Annotated in this window: 16 protein-coding genes; 9 read left to right on the top strand and 7 right to left on the bottom strand. The window is 67.9% G+C overall.

Going from position 1 to position 16,907, the window contains the following annotated elements:
* Positions 1-39 precede the first annotated feature (39 nt).
* Together FCU40_RS05725 and FCU40_RS05720 are read right to left on the bottom strand one after the other, a co-directional pair.
* The gene (locus tag FCU40_RS05725; protein WP_241693550.1) at positions 40-2,436 is read right to left on the bottom strand and encodes a TonB-dependent receptor; all 2,397 of its coding nucleotides are present in this window, start codon (positions 2,434-2,436) and stop codon (positions 40-42) included.
* A 425-nt stretch (positions 2,437-2,861) separates the two neighbouring features.
* The gene (locus tag FCU40_RS05720; RefSeq protein ID WP_168073547.1) at positions 2,862-3,257 is read right to left on the bottom strand and encodes a hypothetical protein; all 396 of its coding nucleotides are present in this window, start codon (positions 3,255-3,257) and stop codon (positions 2,862-2,864) included.
* A gap of 72 nt (positions 3,258-3,329) precedes the next feature.
* Between FCU40_RS05720 and FCU40_RS05715 the strand changes: the two genes are divergently transcribed.
* The 4 genes from FCU40_RS05715 (at position 3,330) to phaH (ending at position 7,213) form a co-directional block, all read left to right on the top strand.
* Positions 3,330-4,313 carry a YafY family protein gene (locus tag FCU40_RS05715; protein ID WP_004619511.1) on the top strand — a complete coding sequence of 328 codons (984 nt, stop codon included), beginning with the start codon at positions 3,330-3,332 and terminating at the stop codon, positions 4,311-4,313.
* A gap of 10 nt (positions 4,314-4,323) precedes the next feature.
* Positions 4,324-5,142, top strand: a complete 819-nt coding sequence (gene rlmJ, locus FCU40_RS05710) for a 23S rRNA (adenine(2030)-N(6))-methyltransferase RlmJ (RefSeq protein ID WP_168073545.1) — start codon at positions 4,324-4,326, stop codon at positions 5,140-5,142.
* Between the two features lie 4 nt (positions 5,143-5,146).
* Positions 5,147-6,433, top strand: coding sequence for a chromate efflux transporter (gene chrA, locus FCU40_RS05705; RefSeq protein WP_168073543.1), 1,287 nt, complete (start codon positions 5,147-5,149; stop codon positions 6,431-6,433).
* Positions 6,434-6,541: 108 nt separating this feature from the next.
* On the top strand, positions 6,542-7,213 hold the full coding sequence (phaH, locus tag FCU40_RS05700) for a phasin PhaH (protein WP_168073541.1): 672 nt from the start codon (positions 6,542-6,544) through the stop codon (positions 7,211-7,213).
* 3 nt (positions 7,214-7,216) lie between these two features.
* Here the strand turns inward: phaH and FCU40_RS05695 are convergent, their stop codons facing one another.
* The 3 genes from FCU40_RS05695 to FCU40_RS05685 all read right to left on the bottom strand — a co-directional run bounded on the left by FCU40_RS05695 (position 7,217) and on the right by FCU40_RS05685 (position 8,973).
* Positions 7,217-7,672: a hypothetical protein gene (locus tag FCU40_RS05695; protein ID WP_168073539.1), complete on the bottom strand. Its 456-nt coding sequence runs from the start codon at positions 7,670-7,672 to the stop codon at positions 7,217-7,219.
* 24 nt (positions 7,673-7,696) lie between these two features.
* The gene (locus tag FCU40_RS05690; RefSeq protein ID WP_168073537.1) at positions 7,697-8,167 is read right to left on the bottom strand and encodes a hypothetical protein; all 471 of its coding nucleotides are present in this window, start codon (positions 8,165-8,167) and stop codon (positions 7,697-7,699) included.
* 170 nt (positions 8,168-8,337) lie between these two features.
* Positions 8,338-8,973 carry a VOC family protein gene (locus tag FCU40_RS05685; protein WP_168073535.1) on the bottom strand — a complete coding sequence of 212 codons (636 nt, stop codon included), beginning with the start codon at positions 8,971-8,973 and terminating at the stop codon, positions 8,338-8,340.
* A 237-nt stretch (positions 8,974-9,210) separates the two neighbouring features.
* Here FCU40_RS05685 and FCU40_RS05680 point away from each other — a divergent pair, with 237 nt between their 5' ends.
* The 3 genes from FCU40_RS05680 to FCU40_RS05670 are packed head-to-tail and all read left to right on the top strand — an operon-like array spanning position 9,211 to position 13,078.
* Positions 9,211-10,713 carry an NAD(P)/FAD-dependent oxidoreductase gene (locus tag FCU40_RS05680; protein WP_168073533.1) on the top strand — a complete coding sequence of 501 codons (1,503 nt, stop codon included), beginning with the start codon at positions 9,211-9,213 and terminating at the stop codon, positions 10,711-10,713.
* 2 nt (positions 10,714-10,715) lie between these two features.
* Complete coding sequence (locus FCU40_RS05675; protein ID WP_168073531.1) at positions 10,716-11,153, top strand: GtrA family protein; 438 nt, start codon at positions 10,716-10,718, stop codon at positions 11,151-11,153.
* Positions 11,150-13,078 (top strand): hypothetical protein, encoded by a 1,929-nt coding sequence (locus FCU40_RS05670; RefSeq protein WP_168073529.1) that lies wholly within the window; start codon positions 11,150-11,152, stop codon positions 13,076-13,078. Before FCU40_RS05675 ends, FCU40_RS05670 begins: the two co-directional genes overlap by 4 nt.
* Here FCU40_RS05670 and FCU40_RS05665 read toward each other — a convergent pair.
* Complete coding sequence (locus FCU40_RS05665; protein ID WP_168073527.1) at positions 13,048-13,212, bottom strand: hypothetical protein; 165 nt, start codon at positions 13,210-13,212, stop codon at positions 13,048-13,050. The genes FCU40_RS05670 and FCU40_RS05665 overlap by 31 nt on opposite strands.
* A gap of 174 nt (positions 13,213-13,386) precedes the next feature.
* On the opposite strand from FCU40_RS05665, the gene FCU40_RS05660 reads away from it, so the two are divergent.
* Positions 13,387-14,718, top strand: coding sequence for a sugar MFS transporter (locus FCU40_RS05660; RefSeq protein WP_168073525.1), 1,332 nt, complete (start codon positions 13,387-13,389; stop codon positions 14,716-14,718).
* A gap of 217 nt (positions 14,719-14,935) precedes the next feature.
* Here FCU40_RS05660 and FCU40_RS05655 read toward each other — a convergent pair whose 3' ends face one another.
* The gene (locus tag FCU40_RS05655) at positions 14,936-15,955 is read right to left on the bottom strand and encodes an AraC family transcriptional regulator (protein WP_168073523.1); all 1,020 of its coding nucleotides are present in this window, start codon (positions 15,953-15,955) and stop codon (positions 14,936-14,938) included.
* Between the two features lie 113 nt (positions 15,956-16,068).
* Between FCU40_RS05655 and FCU40_RS05650 the strand changes: the two genes are divergently transcribed.
* Complete coding sequence (locus FCU40_RS05650) at positions 16,069-16,869, top strand: DUF2306 domain-containing protein (RefSeq protein WP_168073521.1); 801 nt, start codon at positions 16,069-16,071, stop codon at positions 16,867-16,869.
* Positions 16,870-16,907: the final 38 nt, after the last annotated feature.

The raw sequence follows: 16,907 nt of genomic DNA, 5'->3' as shown, positions 1-16,907 counted from the left end.
CTCGGCCCGCCCCTTCGCGTTTCAGCCCGTCGCTCCGCCTCAGAAGGCGAAGGTCAGGCGCCCGTAGTAGTAGCCGCCGTTGATGCCGTAGGGCGAGAACGAGGGATACTGGGTGACGCAGCCCGAGCCGGAGGCGACGCAGGCGGCCTGGAAGGCGGCCGAGAACTTGTCCGGATACTTGTTGAACAGGTTGTTGGCCCCGATCGCGGCGGTGACGCCCATCGGGAACTTGTAGGACAGCTCGGCGTCGGTGATCGCCGTGGCGCTGGCCACGGTGTTCAGCAGCGGGCCGGTGCCGGGGTCGGAAAGCGCCTCGGCCTTGCCGTAGAAGGTCTCGGTCACGGTCAGCGACACCTTGTGGAAGGTGTAGAGGCCGTTCAGCCCGACCTTGTACTTCGGCGCGGCCTTTTCCAGCAGGTCGGCGGCGTTGCCGGCGAACAGGATCTGGCCGGTCGGGAATGCACCGCTGGTCGTGCCCAGGGCGGTCGGCGCGGCCTTCACCTTGGTGATCTTGGTCTGGTTGTAGTTGCCGCTCAGCGTCCAGTCGATGTGACCATAGTCGCCAAGGTCCGTCGGGTACGACATCACCACGTCGATGCCGCGAGTGCGGGTGTCCAGGCCGTTCGAGAAGATGTTGATGCCGGTGCTGGTCACGGTGCTGTCCAGCACGTTGCCGTTGGCGGCGATGGCGGCGTTGACGTTCGAGTTGACGATCACGCCGTTGCGCATCCCGTAGATCGAGCTGGAGCCGAAGATCCGGTTGGACAGCTTGATCTGGTAGGCGTCGACCGTCGCCGTCAGCTTGGGCAGCGGGTGGGCCACGAAGCCGATGCTGAAGTTCTTGGACTTTTCGGGCTTGAGCTTGTCGATGCCCAAGAGGCGCGCGGCGTTGGAGTTCGGCGCCAACTGCACGAAGGCGCTGGTCGGCGAGACGTTGGTGGCCGAGTAGAACGACTCCGCCAGGGTCGGGGCGCGGAAGCCGGTCGACACCGTGCCGCGCAGGGCGAACTTGTCGCTGAAGTCATAGCGGCTGGTCAGCTTGGCGACGGTGGTGTCGCCAAAGTCGCTGAAGTGCTCGAAGCGCAGGGCCGCGTCGATCTTCCATTCGGTGATCGGATTGGCCGCGAGGTCGGTATAGGCCGCCCAGCTGGTCCGGGCATGGCCGCCGGCGTCGGTCTTGGAGAAGCCCGGATAGGACTGCGAGCCTTCCTTGTAGGTCGAAGCGGTGTCGCCGGCGCCGATCTTGTAGGTGTCGCGACGCTGTTCGACGCCGAAGGCGACGTCCAGCGGCGCGGCCAGGCCGACGTCGAAGCCGCGGCGCAGGTCCAGGTTGTTGGTCCATTGGGTGGTCATCCACCGTCCGGCGTGGAACGACGTCGGGGTGAAGCCCTTGGTCGTGAGCGTCGAGGTGTCGGCGTAGAGGCTGGCGTTGGCCGAGTTCTCGACGCGCACCTCGATGTCGTCCTTGCCGTAGGTGGCCGAGAGGTCCGCGTCCCAGCCCGCGACCTTGCCGGACAGGCCCCAGGTCATGGCGTAGTCGTCCTCGATGATCCGCTCGCGGGGGCTGAAGCCCAGCGGGAAGGGACGGTCGGCCGCGCCTTGCTTGCCCGAGATGCGGTTGAAACGACGATAGTTTTCGTAGGCCGAGGCGTCCTTGTGGCCATAGGTGCCGAACGAATAGAGCTCGAAGTCGCCCGGCAGGTCGACGCCGCCGTTATAGGCGAAGTTGCTCAGGCGGTATTCGGCGTCGCCCGAGATCAGGTTCAGGTTCGGATAGCCCGGGATCTGGCTCTCGATGGCGTTGTTGGTCGCCGAATAGCTGGGGCTGGCGGGGTTGGAAATCCGCTGGTCCGGCAGGCCGCGGTTCGAGAAGCCGTGGTACTTGGTCTCGACCGTGAGGTTCAGGTAGCTCTTTTCGGTCGGGGCCATGCCGATATTGACCGAGGCGCCGGCCGTCTTGCCGCCGCCATCGAAATATTCGCCGCCGGTGGCCGAGATGGTCCCGCCCGAGGCGTTCTTCTTCAGGATGATGTTGACGACGCCGGCGATGGCGTCGGTGCCGTATTGGGCGGCGGCGCCGTCGGTCAGCACTTCGATCCGACCAATGCCGGCCATTGGAATGAAGCCGAGGTCGGCGGCGGCGGCGCCTTGGTAGACGCCGGACAGAACGGCGAGGTTGCCCGTGGTGTGGCGGCGCTTGCCGTTGACCAGAACCAGGGCCTGGTTGGGCGAAAGGCCGCGCAGGCGGGCCGAAAGGGTCAGGTTGGCGGTGTCGCCGCCGAAGGCCTGGGCGTTGAAGGACGGCACCAGATTGGCGAGGCCCAGGCGCAGGTCCACCTGGCCGGTGCGTTCAAGCGTGCTGGTGTCGACCACCTGAACGGGGGCCGGGCTGTCGACGACACGCAGGCCCGTCTGGCGCGTGCCGGTGACAATCACGGTGTCGACTTCGGTCCCCGGTGTCGGGGCCGCGGCTGGCGCGGCGGCGGCCAGAGCGCTCGCCGAGTATCCGAGAGTAATGGATAGAACGGAAATACCCGCCAACAGCGCGGGTTTAAAGCCTTGAGTCATTAATAGCCCCCTCATTGTGTTTATTGGCGCATGCCGGATTCCTTCTCCATGACGTTTTTCTCCCCGAGTTTATCGTTTTTAACGCGGGCACTAAAAATACATCGGGTACTGTCCGATCTATTCATGGGATCAGAGTTTCGGCGTTCGGCAATGGTGGGCTGTCAGAAAAACGCCACAGCCGCGCGAGCGCCCAATGGGCGCCCCTTTGCGCGGCGATCGGTCTCGGATTTTAGGCAGAAGCGTGGCCTTGGCCGCGCGCTGAGGTGGCGAAGGCGGAGGCCGCGACGTCCGCGTCAGGCGACCAGGCGCATCGGTTCGGCCGCTTCATCGGTCTCTTCGGTCTCGAACAGGTCGAAAGCCTCTTCCCAGGCCGTCAGGCGCGACTCGCGCAGTTCGGCGTCGTCGATGACGCGGACGATCTGATCCTCGCGGTCGTTCCAGACGAGACCGATATCGGTGACCCGTTCCACGTCGCGACCCAGCAGCAGGAACATGTCGGCCTTGGCGGCCCGCTCGTGGCTGATCCGGCGAAGGGTGCGGCCGCCGCCGAGTTCGCGATGGATGTCGGCGAAGTCCATCACGGCCGAGATCAAGGCCTGGCTGACCGGCGCCACCGCCCAGGCGGGGCAGGCCCAAGAGGGGCTGGCCAAAAAGGAGCGGGCCAAAGCGGAGCGGATTTCGCGGGACATCGGGTTCTCCAGTGTCGATGCCTGAAGAATGTGCGGGCCTTGCGACAGAAACGGTCGTATAGAGTGCCGCTCATGAGACACGAGAAAGCAACCCGCCTGCTGGACCTGGCCCGTATGCTGGCTGGCTCGGCCGAGGGCATGACCCTGGACGAGATGGCGCGCGCCCTGGACGTCGGCCGCCGCACCGCCGAGCGGATGCGCGACGCGGTCTGGGCGGCCTTCCCGCAAATGGAGGCGATCGACGACCCGCCGACCAAGCGCTTCCGCATTCCCTCGGGTCTGGACGGCGTGTTCCAGACCCCGACCGCCGAGGAGCTGGCCGCCCTGCGCACCGCCGCCGATGGCTACAAGGCCTCCGGCGCCGAGGCCCGCGCCGCCTCGCTGTACGCCCTGGAGGGCAAGCTGCTATCGGCCCTGCGCGGCGCGGCGCGTCGGCGCGTCGCCCCCGATGTCGAGGCCCTGGTCCAGGCCGAGACCATCGCCGTTCACGCGGGTCCGCGTCCGTTCGAGGACCAGCAAGTGCTCAGCGCCATCCGCGCGGCGATCAAGGGCCTCTCGGGGCTGTCGTTCCGCTACGAGGGCGGCAGCACGCCGGGACGCCGGCGTGAGGTGACGCCGCTGGGCGTCTTGTTCGGGCGCAGCAACTATCTGGTCGCGCTGGAGGGCGCGGGCGGCAAGCCGCGCTCTTGGCGCCTGGACCGGATGAGCGACTTGAAGGTGCTGGACACCCCCGCGCCGCCGCCCGAGGACTTCTCGCTGCAGGCCTTCGCCGACGAGAGCTTCGGCATCTATCACGACGAAATCCAGGACGTGGTCCTGCGCATCAAGCCCAGCCGGGCCGAGGACGCGCTGCGCTGGCGCTTCCACGCGACCCAGAAGGTGACCCAGGATCCGGACGGCTCGGTCACGGTGACCTTCCGGGCCGGCGGGATGCGGGAGCTGGCCTGGCACCTCTTCACCTGGGGCGGCGACATCGAGATCGTGGCGCCCCAGACCCTGAAGGACACGATGATCGCCGAACTGCGCGAGGCTGGCCGCGCGCACGGGGCGTGGTAGGGAGCGGGCCATGAACTACCGCCACGCCTTCCACGCCGGTAATTTCGCGGACCTGCACAAGCACGCGATCCTTCTGGCCCTGCTATCGGCGCTGCAAGCCGAGAGCGAGGCGCTGGCGGTGATCGACACTCACGCCGGCGCGGGCGCCTACGACCTGGCCGGCGAGATGGCGCGGCGATCGGGCGAGGCGCAAGCGGGGATCTCGCGCCTGCGGCGGGCGACCGACGCGCCGTCGGTGTTCGCGCCGCTCCTGGCGGCGGTCGCGGCGCTCAGCCGATCGGACGCCGACCTCTATCCCGGCTCGCCGTTGCTGCTCGGCGGGCATCTGCGCAAGAGCGATCGCTACACCGGCTGCGAGCTGCGTCCGGACGACGTCGCGCTGCTGCGGCGGACCTTGGCGACCCTGCCGACCTGCTTGGTCGCGCAAGCCGATGGCTTCGAGACCGCCGCGCGACAAGCCGGCAAGGGCGGCCGAGCCTTCGTGGTCATCGACCCGCCGTTCGAGCGGCCAGACGACTATGACCGCATCGTCGCCACGACCCGCGAGGTTCTGAGGCGCGCCCCGGACGCGGCCCTGGCCATCTGGCTGCCGATCAAGGATCTGGAGACGTTCGACGCCTTCCTGCGGGACATGGAGACCGTCACCGGAGACCTGCTCGTCGCGGAACTGCGCCTTCGGCCCCTGATCGATCCCATGAAGATGAACGGCTGCGCGATGGTGATGATCGGCGCGCCGGCCGCCGTCGACCCGGCGGCGGGAGAGGCCGGAGACTGGATCGCCGCGCGCCTGGGCGAGCCCGGCGGCCGCTCGCGCGTCTGGCGGACGTAGGGCCGTGCGCGAGCGTTCGCCGCCCGCCTTCGGTGAAGCCCTGCGGGTCTGGCTGAAGATCGGCCTGCTGGGCTTTGGCGGGCCGGCGGGCCAGATCGCCCTGCTGCATCGCGAGACCGTCGAGACCCGCGCCTGGATCGACGAGGACGCCTTCGCCCGCGCCTTGAGCTTCTGCATGTTGCTGCCGGGTCCAGAGGCTCAGCAACTGGCCACGTGGATCGGCTGGCGGCTGCACGGGATCCGGGGCGGCGTCGCGGCGGGCCTGCTGTTCGTGCTGCCCGGACTTGGGGTGATGCTGGGCCTTTCGGCGCTGTACGTCGTTCACGGCCGCTCGACCTGGGTCGGGCCGGTGCTGCTGGGCCTGAAGGCGGCGGTGGTCGCCCTGGTGCTCCAGGCGCTGCTGCGCATGGGCAAGCGCGCGTTGAAAGACCGGATGGCCGTTCTCGTCTGCGCCGCCGCCTTCGTGTTGCTGGCCTTCAGCGGCGTTCCGTTTCCGCTGGTGGTGCTCGGCGCGGGCCTGCTGGGCTGGCTGACCGCGCGAGACGGCGAGGGCGAGGCGCCCGCGTCCGATGGCGCGCCGGTCGCCGGACGTCCCCGCACGGCGCTGGTTTGCCTGGCGTTGTGGCTGGCGCCGATCGCCTTGACCTGGGTCCTAGCGCCGGGCTCGCCGCTGGCCTGGATGGGCCTGACCTTCGGCGGACTTGCGGCGGTCAGCTTCGGCGGCGCCTATGCGGCGCTGGCCTATCTGGGGCAGGCGGCTTCGGTGTTCGGCTGGCTGACGGCGAGCCAGATGCTGGATGGCCTGGGCCTGGCCGAGACGACGCCGGGACCGCTGATCCTGGTCTTCGTCTTCGTCGGCTTCGTCGGCGCGTATCAGACCGCCGCGCCCGAATGGGCGTGGACGCTGGGATTGCTGGGCGGGCTGATGGCGGCCTGGACGACCTTCGCGCCATCGTTTCTGTGGATCTTCGGCGGCGGGCCGCTGTTCGAGCGCTGGGGCCGCCGGCCGCGACCGGCCCGGGCCTTGGCGCTGATCTCCGCCGCGTCCGTGGGGGTGATCGGCCAGCTGGCCTTCTGGTTCGCCGTCCACCTGCTGTTCCGCAGCGGTCGGACGGTGACGCTGGGACCGCTGCGCGCGCTGGCGCCGGACTTCTCCAGTCTTGACCCCGCGGCGGCGGGTCTGACGATCCTGGCCTTGATGCTGACCTTCGCCACGCGGCTGCCGATGCTGGGTCTCGTCGCCGCGCTGGTGGTGGCGGGCGTGGCTCTGAAGGCCGTCGGACTGGCTTGAGGTCGCGAGTTGCCCTTACGGCAATATTTTTGCACTCGCGAACGTATTTTCCGTGTTATGCTGCACCGCAATAGATCGGGGTTTCACCTATCGCCTGCGGAGCGCGCCATGGTTTCGATCTTCAGCTTTCTTCCTGAGTATTCCAGCGACAAGGTCCAGCCCGAGACCGCGCCGCGCGTGGCGGTCGGGGCGATCTCGCCCCTGTGGGCGATGTTCGGCGGCGCGGCGGCGGCCGGCGCGGCCTATTGGTGGTGGGCGTCCCGCTGGCGCGAGGCGGTGAACCTCGAGGCGCTGATGGCCGTGGCCCCGGAACCCGTGGCGCCGCCGGTCGAGGCTACGCCGCTCGCCGAGCCCGAACCGGTGATCGAGGCGGTCGCCGCGATCCCCGAAGCGGTTCACGAGACCGTCGAGCCGGTCGCGGAGCAGGCCGTGGAAGCCATCGCCGCCGCCAATGAAGATGTCGCCGAGGCGGTGGTCGAAGCCGCCGAGACGGTGGAAACGGTCGCGGTCGAGCCGGTCGAACCGGCCGTGGAAGCCGCCGCCGAAGCGGTCCAGGCGGCCGTGACCCAGGTTGGCGACGACCTCACGCGCCTGGTCGGCGTCGGCCCCAAGCTGGCCGCCTCGCTGGGCGAGCTTGGCGTGACGACCTTTAGCCAGATCGCCGCCTGGACTCCCGACGAGTTGGCCTCGTTCGACCAGTTGCTGAACCTCAAGGGCCGCGCCGAGCGCGACGCCTGGATCGCCCAAGCCAAGCGCTTCGCAGAGGGCGTTGAAGCCTAGCCTTTAAAGGCCGGCCGGAACGCCGTTGCTGACCGGCGGCGGCTTGCAACGGCCGGCGCGGGCCTCGACCACATAGAGCAGGGCGCGGCCCTGGGCGAAGGCGTTGTGCTCGGCCAGCGGGTTGGTCGGCTGGCCGGTGGTCAGGCTGAGGGCCTGCTCGGCCCCCGGCGCGGTCTGGCCCAGCGACGCCTGGTTCCATTTGCCGAGCGCCGACGCGCACGCGGCGACCACGGCGTCGGCCACTACCTCGGCGCTGTCCTTCGAGCCGGCCAGGCTATAGGCCCAGCGGCGCGCGCATTCCTCGACCGGGGTCGAGGGATCGGCCGCCGCCGACGCGCCGGGATTGGTCTTGAAGTCGGCGCAGATCTTGGGATTGGCCATGGCTTCGTGGCGGTCCTCGCAGGCGGCGAGTCCCAGGGCGGCGATAGCCAGGGCGGCCATCACGGGCTTGCGGATCATCTGGTTTTCCGTGGGGGTTGAAGGTCAGCGGGGGCAGATCTGGACGTCGCGATGGTCCAGGCGACCGCGATCGTCGTAATAGGAGATCGTCGCGTTGCGGCAGGCGCCGCCGGGCGGGCTGGTCGAGACCGTCTGATAGGTCCCGCCGTAGGCGGCGACCGGATTACCCCGGGCGTCATAGTAGACTTGGCGCACGGGCCGAGGCTCGACGGACCTCGCGGCCGGGCGCGGCGCGGGCGCGTAGTAGGCCGTGCGAGTACGGCAGCCGCTCTTGCCGATCTCGCGACCGACCAGCGCGCCGCCGACGCCGCCGATGATCAGGCCGCCGCCGCCCTTGGAGACGGCGTTGCCGAGCAGAGCGCCGCCCAGGCCGCCCAGCACCGTGCCGGTGGCCTTGCGTTCTCGGCACGAGGCGGCGTCGGCCGCGGTGGGCGCCATGACGGCGGGCAAGGCCATGGCCGCGACGGTCAGGCCGACGATGATGAGACGGGGCATGTTGTCCTCACCGGTTAAGGTCCCTCGAGCGACACAACGCCGTTGTGTCGGGAAGGATGCTTAAGCGGCGACGGATGTGATCTGGAGCAAGCCGCGGGGGCTTGCTCCAGGCTTTTGTTTTCGCATCGCTTTGGCTGAAAGCCGGCGGCCGCGCGTTTCCGCGCGTTGTTTCAGCCGCCCCGCTTCAGGCTTTCTTGCACCAGAGCGTGGATGTCGATGCCAAAGATCGTCAGGCCCTCGATATTGGCGTTGTCGATGGTCACGCCCGAGAGGTTGACGTTCTCCAGTCGCGCGCCGGCCAGGTTGACGTCGGAAAAGCGCGCGCCGCCAAGATTGACGTCCTCGAACACGGTGTCCGCCAGTCCGACATTGCGGAAGGTCGAGCCCGGCGCCCGGCGGCGCTCGACATGGAGGGCGGCCTCGGCGACCGGAGCCATGGGCTGCCCGACGTCGATACGGTTGCCGTCGGGATCGGCGAAGACGAAGGCGCGCAGGCCGTAGTCCTTGTCGGCCAGAGACTTGATGATCCTCACGCCGGCGGCGACCAGCACATCGTGCAGGGCGTCGACGTCGTCGACGATCAGATGGGCGATGTTGGGGGGCGAGGGCTTGTGGTCCCTGACTAGGCTGAGATGCAGCTCGGCCTTGTCCTTCACCAGGATCATGAAGCCGACCGGGTCGCCGTTCTGGAACACTGCCTCGAAGCCCAGCACGTCGCGATAGAAGGCGAAGGACGCCTGGATGTCGCGGGTGAAGGCGGACGCGGCCAGACGGCCGAACCGAATGGTCGAGGTCGATGAGGTCATCGCTCTGTCTCTCTTGCGGGATGGGGCGGGAACGGCGGTGCGCGCGCCCGGTGCGGAGCGGTGTCCGCCGTCAACGTGCCATGGCGTCGCTCGCGTTCCAAGACCGCGATGCGGCGCGAACAGCCGTCATTCACAATTAACGCGGATTCACCAAGCCTGGGGACATCGCCTTAACCAAGGAGCCCCATCCTGTGTGTCGAAACGGGATTTGCCCAGAAGCGGCATTTGGAGGGGGCCATGGCCCAGCACGTTGAAACCCTGGTGATCGGCGCCGGTCCGGCCGGCCTGACCACCGCCTACACCCTGGCCAAGGCCGGGCGCGGCGTGACCGTGCTGGAAATGGACCCGGTCTATGTGGGCGGCATCAGCCGCACCGTGGACTACAAGGGCTTCAAGTTCGACATCGGCGGCCACCGCTTCTTCTCGAAGAGCAAGGAGATCGTCGACCTCTGGAACGAGATCCTGCCCGACGACTTCATCGACCGGCCGCGCCTGTCGCGCATCTATTATCGCGAGAAGTTCTACGCCTATCCGCTGAAGGCCTTCGAGGCCCTGGCCAATCTGGGCGTCTGGACGGCGACCAAGTGCATGGCCTCGTTCGGCTGGGCCAAGCTGAACCCGATCGAGAACCCGACCACCTTCCACCAGTGGGTCCGCAATCAGTTCGGCGAGAAGCTGTTCTCGATCTTCTTCAAGACCTACACCGAGAAGGTGTGGGGCATGAGCTGCGACGAGATCTCGGCCGACTGGGCCAGCCAGCGCATCAAGGGCCTGGACCTGGGCGCGGCGATCATCGACGGTCTGAAGCGCTCGCTGGGCGTCAAGGCCAAGGCGACCGTGGAGGGCTCGCCCAAGACCCTGATCGAGAGCTTCCGCTACCCCCGCAAGGGTCCCGGCATGATGTGGGAGGCCTGCGCCGAGAAGATCACCGCCCTGGGCGGCGAGGTCCGCATGGGGCGCAAGGTCGATGGCCTGCATTATGACAAGCTGGCCGGGATCTGGACGGTCTCTGTCACCAGCCACGACGGCAAGACGGAAATCTACACCGCCGACGACGTCGTCTCCTCGGCCCCGATCCGCGAGCTGATGGGCGCCATCAGCCCGACCCCGATCAGCCTGTTCCACGCCGGCGAGCTGATGTACCGCGACTTCCTGACGGTCGTGCTGATCGGCAAGCCGCAGAAGGAACTGCCGGACAACTGGATCTATATCCACGATCCGTCGGTGAAGGTCGGCCGGGTGCAGAACTTCCGTTCGTGGTCGCCAGAAATGATCCCGGACGGCGTCTCGACGTGCCTGGGCCTGGAATATTTCTGCTTCGAGGGCGACGGCCTGTGGACCGCTTCGGACGAGGAACTGGTCGCCCAGGCCAAGCGCGAGATCGGCAAGATCGGCCTGATGGACCCGGCCGACGTCTACGACGCCTGCGTGGTGCGTCAGCACAAGGCCTATCCGGTCTATGACGACGCCTATGCCGAGCACATCAAGATGATCCGCCTGGATCTGAAGATGCACTTCCCGGGCCTGCACCTGGTCGGCCGCAACGGGATGCACAAGTACAACAATCAGGACCACGCCATGATGACCGGCGTCCTCACCGCCGAGAACATCATCGCCGGCGAGCTGATCCACGACGTCTGGGAGGTCAACGAAGACGCCGAGTACGGCGAAGCCGGCGTCTCGGGCGCGCGCGAGGCCCTGCGCAGCGAACGCGCCGTGCCCAAGAAGGTCGCCGCCTGATCATGGGCGAGGTGACGCGGCTCTGGAGGCGTCTGCCCGAAGGGCTGCGCGAGCTCGTTCTCTACGGCTTCGCCAGCGCCCTGGCGCTGGGGCTGGACTGGGGGCTGCTGTTGCTGCTGACACGCCTCGGCGTGAACTACCTGGTCGCGTCGGCGACGGGTTTCCTGAGCGGGATGGCCGTCACCTACGCTCTCTCGGTCTCCGTGGTCTTCCGTCACCGCGCGGTCGCCGACCGCCGGAGCGAGTTCGCCGGCTTTCTGGCCGTGGGCCTGGCGGGTCTGGTCCTGACCCAGGGGCTGATGGCGCTGTGGGTCGGGGGACTGCATATGGGGCCGGGGCTGGCCAAGATCCCGACGGCCGGGATCGTCTTCGTCTTCAATTTCGTCGTCCGCAAGGCGCTGCTGTTCCGCGCCGGGCGCTCGCCCGCCATCCAGCCGTGACCGCGTCGCGCCAACGTCTCCAGGGCCTGATCAAGGGGCCGTGGCTTGGGATTCTGGCCGCGTTCGGCCTCTTCCTGCTCAGCCGGCCCTATCAGGGCGTGCGCCATGACGCGCGGCTGTACGTGGCCGACGCCATGGCCAAGGCGGGCTGGGGCGACATCGGCAAGGACCTGATGTTCGTCAACGACGGCCAGTTCGGGTTCAGCCTCTACACGCCGATGCTGTCCAAGCTGATCCAGGGCCTGGGCCTGCAGGCCGGGACCCTCGCCATCGTCGTCGTCACGCTGCTGCTGTGGTTCGCGGCCGCGACCTTCCTCGTCCAGCGACTGCTGGCCGATCGTCCGCCCGCCGTGCGCTGGGCCGCCCTGGTCTTCCTGGTCGCGCTGCCGCCGCTGTACGGTCCGATGGACGTGATCAGCTTCGGCGAGCCGCTGGCGACGCCGCGCGGCCTGGCCGAAGCGGCGGGCCTGGCGGGCATGGGCGTCTATCTCTCCGGCCGGCGGTTCCTGGCCCTGGCGGTCTGCGGCCTTGGCATGGTGTTCCATCCGATCATGGGGCTGTGCTCGGCCGCCGCCATCGCCATGGCCATGTGTCTCGAGGACCGCCGCTGGCTTTGGGCCGGTCTGGTCGGCCTGGCGCTGCTGACCGTCGCGGGCCTGCTGCATCTGCCGGTCGCCGAGCGGATCGTCACCGTCATGGATCCGGACTGGCGCGCGGTGGTCGAGGCGCGCAGCCCGGTCCTCTTCCCGATGTTCTGGAAACCCGAGGCGTGGAGCCGCATGGCCGCCCAGGCCTGCACGGTCGCGGCGGGCGCCCTGCTGCTGAGCGGCGCGCCGCGTCGCCTGGCGCTGGGCGCGCTGATCGCCGGCCTCGTGGGCGTCGTCGCCGTGGAGATCCTGGCTGATCGCCTTTCGCTGCTGCTGTTTCTGCAAGTCCAGACCTGGCGAATGCTGCAGCCGATGGCGGTGCTCTCGACGATCTGCCTGGCGCTGCTGGCGATCGAGCTGCCTCGGCGCGGTCCCGCCGGCTGGCTGAGCCTGTCCTTCCTCGTCGCGGCCTGGCTGTTCCGGGACATGGGGGACCTGGGCCTGATCTTCGCGCCGGTCGGACTTCTGTTGGCGCTGCTGGGAGACAGGCTGGAGTTCAGCCGACCCAAGCTGTTCACCGGCATCGCGATCGGGTTTCTGGCCTTGTCGATCGCGTTCTATGGGGCCGTGCGCGGCCTTGGGCTGCTTCACGCCCTCTCGAACATGCCGACTGCCTGGCCCTTCAGCCAGGGGCTCGTCTGGAACAGCGTCGCGCCCGGTCTCGTCGTCGCCACGGTCATCGCCGTATGGATCGGTCGCGGTTGGCGCGCGCCTTCGCCGGGGATGGCCATCCTCGCCGTCGCCGCGATCGGCGGGCTCGCGGCCCTGACTTGGGACGACCGCTCGGACTATGTCCGCCATCGCGACGAGGGCCTTGATCCCGCGCTGGCGGCCATGACCGCCGGGAAGCCGGGTGAGGTCCTCTGGCTGGTCGGGGACATGGAGCCCTGGGAGTTGATCGGACGGCCCAGCTGGGCCAGCAAGGTGCAGAGCGCCGGGGTCGTATTCTCCCGGCCGCTGGCGATGGGTTTGCGCGACCGCGTGGGCCGGCTGCGCGCCGGCGGCTTCGTGGGCGACGACTGGATGCGGCCGCTGAGCGTGGATCCGACGCGGCCGCCCGCGCCCAGGCTGGATCAGGTGCGGGCCTTCTGCGCGGCGAAGGACGCGCCGGCCTGGATCGTCTGGCCACGCTGGACGCCAGCGGCGCTGGACCAGGGTCTTCAGGCTCGGGACTGGTCGCCCAAGGCGCCCTACGCCTTGGAACTGGTCGGCAATATCGGGGGCAATAGCTGGCTGATCGCTCCGCGCTACGCGGTGATCCCCTGCGCGGGGGGCTGAACCGGCCGCTCGGATTTCGGGGTCCTCAGTCGGCCGATGATCCACAGGATCAGATGCAGGAAAGCGTCCGCTAGGCCGACCATCGCCGCCAGCACGAAAAGCCCCGAAATCATGAGGATCGCCAGTACCGACATGCGGATCTCCTGTTCGCTGGAACAAGCGGACGGAAGAACGATCGGTTCCTCCAGCGGCGTTTCCGGGGCGGCTCCAAAGCAAGATTCTGTTGACAACGTTGTCACGCATCCGATGAATGGCCGCGTCCGCGCTAAGACGGACTCGGTAACGATGCACTAGGGAGACGTCGGGCGATGGCGGGCATGGGCGGCGCGGTCGCGCCTTCGGGCGAGACAGGTCAAAATGGCGCGGGCAAGTCAGGCGGCGTGCTGCTGCCGTTTGTCATCCTTCTGTTCTTCGCCTGGGGCTTTTCGACCTGTCTGGTCGATCTGGTGGCCCCGGCGCTGAAGTCGCTGTTCAAGCTGAACAACTTCCAGACGGCCCTGACCCAGACCTGCTTCTTCGGCGCCTACTTCCTGATGTCGCTGCCGTCGAGCTGGGTGCTCAGCCGCCTGGGCTATCTGCGCGCCGTCGTCGTCGGGCTGGTCGTGATGATGGTCGGCTGTCTGCTGTTCGCGCCGGCCGCCAATACCGGCGTGTACTATGGCTTCCTCGGGGCGCTGTTCATCCTGGCCTCCGGCATCACCCTGCTGCAAGTCGCGGCCAATCCCCTGGTGGCCCTGCTGGGCAAGAGCGAGACGGCCTCCAGCCGCCTGACGTTCGCTCAGTTCCTCAACTCGTTTGGCACCTATCTGGCGCCGTTCGTCGGCTCGGCCCTGATCCTCAAGCACATCGAGAAAGCGCCGGACGCGGCCGTGCTGTCGCCGGCCCAGCTGGAAGCGCTGCGCCACACCCAGGCCCACGCCGTCCAGACGCCTTACATGATCATCGCTTCCGGACTGCTGGTCCTGGCGCTGCTGTTCTGGGTCCTGCGCAAGAACGACAAGGCCCCGCAGGCCGAGGCCGCCGCCGGCCTGGGCGAGATGCTGGCCCTTTTGAAGTACAAGCGCCTGGCCTTCGCGGTGCTGTGCATCTTCGTCTATGTGGGCGCCGAGGTGTCGATCGGCACCTTCATGACCAGCTATCTGGCGCAGCCCAGCACGCTGGGCCTGTCGCTGTCGGCCGCCGGCAAGATGCTGTCCTGGTACTGGGGCGGGGCCATGGTCGGCCGTCTGCTGGGCTCCGTGGTGCTGGCCCGCGTCTCACCCGGCAAGGTGCTGACCTGCTGCGCCCTGGTCGCCGTGGCCCTGATCACCACCTCGGCCCTGACCTCGGGCGTGACGGCCGGCTACGCCCTGCTGGCGGTGGGCCTGTTCAATTCGATCATGTTCCCGACCATCTTCACCCTGGGCATCGACGGCATGGGCAAGAAGACCCCGGCCGCGTCCGGCCTGCTTTGCATGGCCATCGTCGGCGGAGCGGTGATCCCGCCGGTGACGGGCTTCACCGCCGACCACATCGGCAGCCTGGGCCTGGCGATGTTCGTTCCGGCCGTCTGCTATCTGGTCATCGCCGCCTTCGGCTGGTCGGCGCGCGAGCCCGCCAAGGCCATCGACGGTCTCGACGCCGCGCCGACCGTGCATTGAATCTTTGGAGCATCGCGCGCCGGCTTTTCGCCAAGGCCGTGCGAAAACAAGAACCTGGAGCAAGAAGCGCGTTTCCTATTCGCGCTTCTTGCCCCTAGCTTGCGCCTAGAGCCTTATCCGCTCGAATGGAATCATTCGAACGGAAAAATAAGGCTATAAATCAAACATTTAGAGCGTGATAACCGCCGAAACCGCTTACACTTTCGGCTATCACGCTCTAGGAAGCCTTTCGGGCGCGAGGACTGGCGCCCGTCCAGCGCCGGAACGCCCGGGAAAAGGCGCTGGCCTCGGAGAAGCCGACCAGATAGGCGGTCTCGTTGACCGACAGCTGTTCCAGGTAATCGAGCGCCATCCGGTGGCGGAGAGCGTCCAACACCTGGTCGAAGCTGACGCCTTCGCGCTTGAGGCGGCGATAGAGGGTCTGACGCGACAGGCCCATTCTCGCGGCGATATCGGCCATGGCCAACTCGCCCGTGTGGAGCAGGGGGATCAGCAGGGCCTCGACCTGGCCTCGGCTGGTCTTGGACGCGATCAAGCTCTTCAGCAGCTGATCGGCGCGGCTGTTGAACAGGCCAAAGGCGTAGGGATTGGGCCGGTGGATCCGCAGGCTCAGCCAGGTCGGTTCGATCCGCAAGGCGTTCCAGGCCGCGCCGAATGTGACCGGCGCGCGCAGGATCCGTTCGTACTCGGCCGCGTGGGCGGGCCGTTCACGAGTCAGGCACACCGCGCGGACGAACGCGAAATCGGGATAGTGGCGGGCCATCTCGCAGACAAACCGGCCAAGCGCCGCCTCGACCAACTGGGGAAAGTCGTCGGCGTTGGCGCAACGATCCTCGAGCCAGAGTTCGCCGTCCTTTGAAATCAGTTGGAAGCGCGGACCGTCCGAAACCCCATCGACCTCGACCACCAGCCGCGAGAAGCGGTTTAGCTGCTTCAACGCCCCGCCCATGGTGTCGGCCGACTGACAGATCAGGCCAACGATCGAGATGTGCTCGAAGCGCGTGGCCTCTGGAAATTTCAGAGCGAGGGCCGGCTCCCCGGTCAGCGCTTCGCCGGCGCGATAGAGCGCCTTGTAGGCGGACAACGGGATACGGGCGTCCGGATCCGCCAGATCGTCGGACGTCACCTGGGCGCGCGCCAAGAGCGTCTCGCGATCCGCGCCCAGCGAGACGGCGAATTCCAGCAGGGCCCCGAAGAACCCGCCCGAAACCGTCGCCTGAATCTCCGCGCTGACCATGGTCGAGCGGTATCAGGGTGATCGCGGAGGTCAAGTTCGTGTCGCCAGGCGTCATGGCTCGCTTCCTGCTCGATCTCTAAAGCGAGAGGGTAGAACGACGGGAATGAGCGAGAATGAGCATGGAGAAGATCGCCGCCAAGGCGCTGAGAACCACGACCGTGGCCTGGTTCGCCGCTCTGATGGCCGGGCTTTGGGCGTTCGGAATGTATATCGTCGGCCTCTACGGCGTGGGCGCGGTCACGGGGCGTTGGGACCGCTGGAACGTGATGCTTCCCAAGGGGCACGGCTACACGCCTGGCGACGTCTCGGGAAACCTGGCGCTGGGCGTCCATCTGCTGATGGCGACGTTCGTGACCTTCATGGCCGCCCTGCAGATGATCCCCGATATCCGGACGCGCGCGCCCGGCTTCCACCGATGGAACGGCCGAGTGTTCGTCGCGGTGGCCTATGCGATCGCGGGATCGGGGGTGTTCATTGCCTTCACGCGCGGGGCGGTGGCCGGCGTCTACATGGCGATCGGCAATACGCTGAACGCGGCGCTGCTGACGGCCTGCGCGACCCAGGCCCTGCGGCTGGCGATGGCGCGGCGGTTCGAAGCGCACCGACGCTGGGCGCTGCGAACCTTCGTGCTGATGCTGGGCGTGTTCTTCTATCGGTTGGGCATGATGCTGTGGTTCACCGCGCACGGCGGGCCGGTCGGTCACACCAAGGCGTTCGATGGGCCCTTCGATATCTTTCTGGCCTTCGCGCACGTTCTGCTGCCGCTGGCGGTGCTGGAGCTTTACCTGCTGGCGCGCGAGCGAGGCGGGCCCTGGGCCGCGCTGGCGATGGCGGGGGTGATGGCGGTGGCGGCCCTGGCCACGGCGGCGGGAGGGGTGCTGGCCGTGGTCGGTCTCTGGCTGCCCAGTCTTTGAGCCGAACTTGGCGCCGCCGCCGAATGGGCGAGCGCGGT

The organism is Caulobacter sp. SSI4214 (assembly GCF_012184455.1).
In the GTDB taxonomy this organism is placed as follows: domain Bacteria; phylum Pseudomonadota; class Alphaproteobacteria; order Caulobacterales; family Caulobacteraceae; genus Caulobacter; species Caulobacter vibrioides_E.
The sequence above is the reverse complement of the archived record's forward strand: the minus strand, read 5'-3'. Positions and strand labels throughout refer to the sequence as shown.

Bases quoted from the DNA above. Each gene is read 5' to 3' on its own strand.
- FCU40_RS05720 (WP_168073547.1), bottom strand. From the start codon at position 3,257: ATGTCCCGCGAAATCCGCTCCGCTTTGGCCCGCTCCTTTTTGGCCAGC.
- FCU40_RS05715 (WP_004619511.1), top strand. From the start codon at position 3,330: ATGAGACACGAGAAAGCAACCCGCCTGCTGGACCTGGCCCGTATGCTG.
- rlmJ (WP_168073545.1), top strand. From the start codon at position 4,324: ATGAACTACCGCCACGCCTTCCACGCCGGTAATTTCGCGGACCTGCAC.
- phaH (WP_168073541.1), top strand. From the start codon at position 6,542: ATGGTTTCGATCTTCAGCTTTCTTCCTGAGTATTCCAGCGACAAGGTC.
- FCU40_RS05695 (WP_168073539.1), bottom strand. From the start codon at position 7,672: ATGATCCGCAAGCCCGTGATGGCCGCCCTGGCTATCGCCGCCCTGGGA.
- FCU40_RS05690 (WP_168073537.1), bottom strand. From the start codon at position 8,167: ATGCCCCGTCTCATCATCGTCGGCCTGACCGTCGCGGCCATGGCCTTG.
- FCU40_RS05685 (WP_168073535.1), bottom strand. From the start codon at position 8,973: ATGACCTCATCGACCTCGACCATTCGGTTCGGCCGTCTGGCCGCGTCC.
- FCU40_RS05680 (WP_168073533.1), top strand. From the start codon at position 9,211: ATGGCCCAGCACGTTGAAACCCTGGTGATCGGCGCCGGTCCGGCCGGC.
- FCU40_RS05675 (WP_168073531.1), top strand. From the start codon at position 10,716: ATGGGCGAGGTGACGCGGCTCTGGAGGCGTCTGCCCGAAGGGCTGCGC.
- FCU40_RS05665 (WP_168073527.1), bottom strand. From the start codon at position 13,212: ATGTCGGTACTGGCGATCCTCATGATTTCGGGGCTTTTCGTGCTGGCG.
- FCU40_RS05660 (WP_168073525.1), top strand. From the start codon at position 13,387: ATGGCGGGCATGGGCGGCGCGGTCGCGCCTTCGGGCGAGACAGGTCAA.
- FCU40_RS05655 (WP_168073523.1), bottom strand. From the start codon at position 15,955: ATGGTCAGCGCGGAGATTCAGGCGACGGTTTCGGGCGGGTTCTTCGGG.
- FCU40_RS05650 (WP_168073521.1), top strand. From the start codon at position 16,069: ATGAGCATGGAGAAGATCGCCGCCAAGGCGCTGAGAACCACGACCGTG.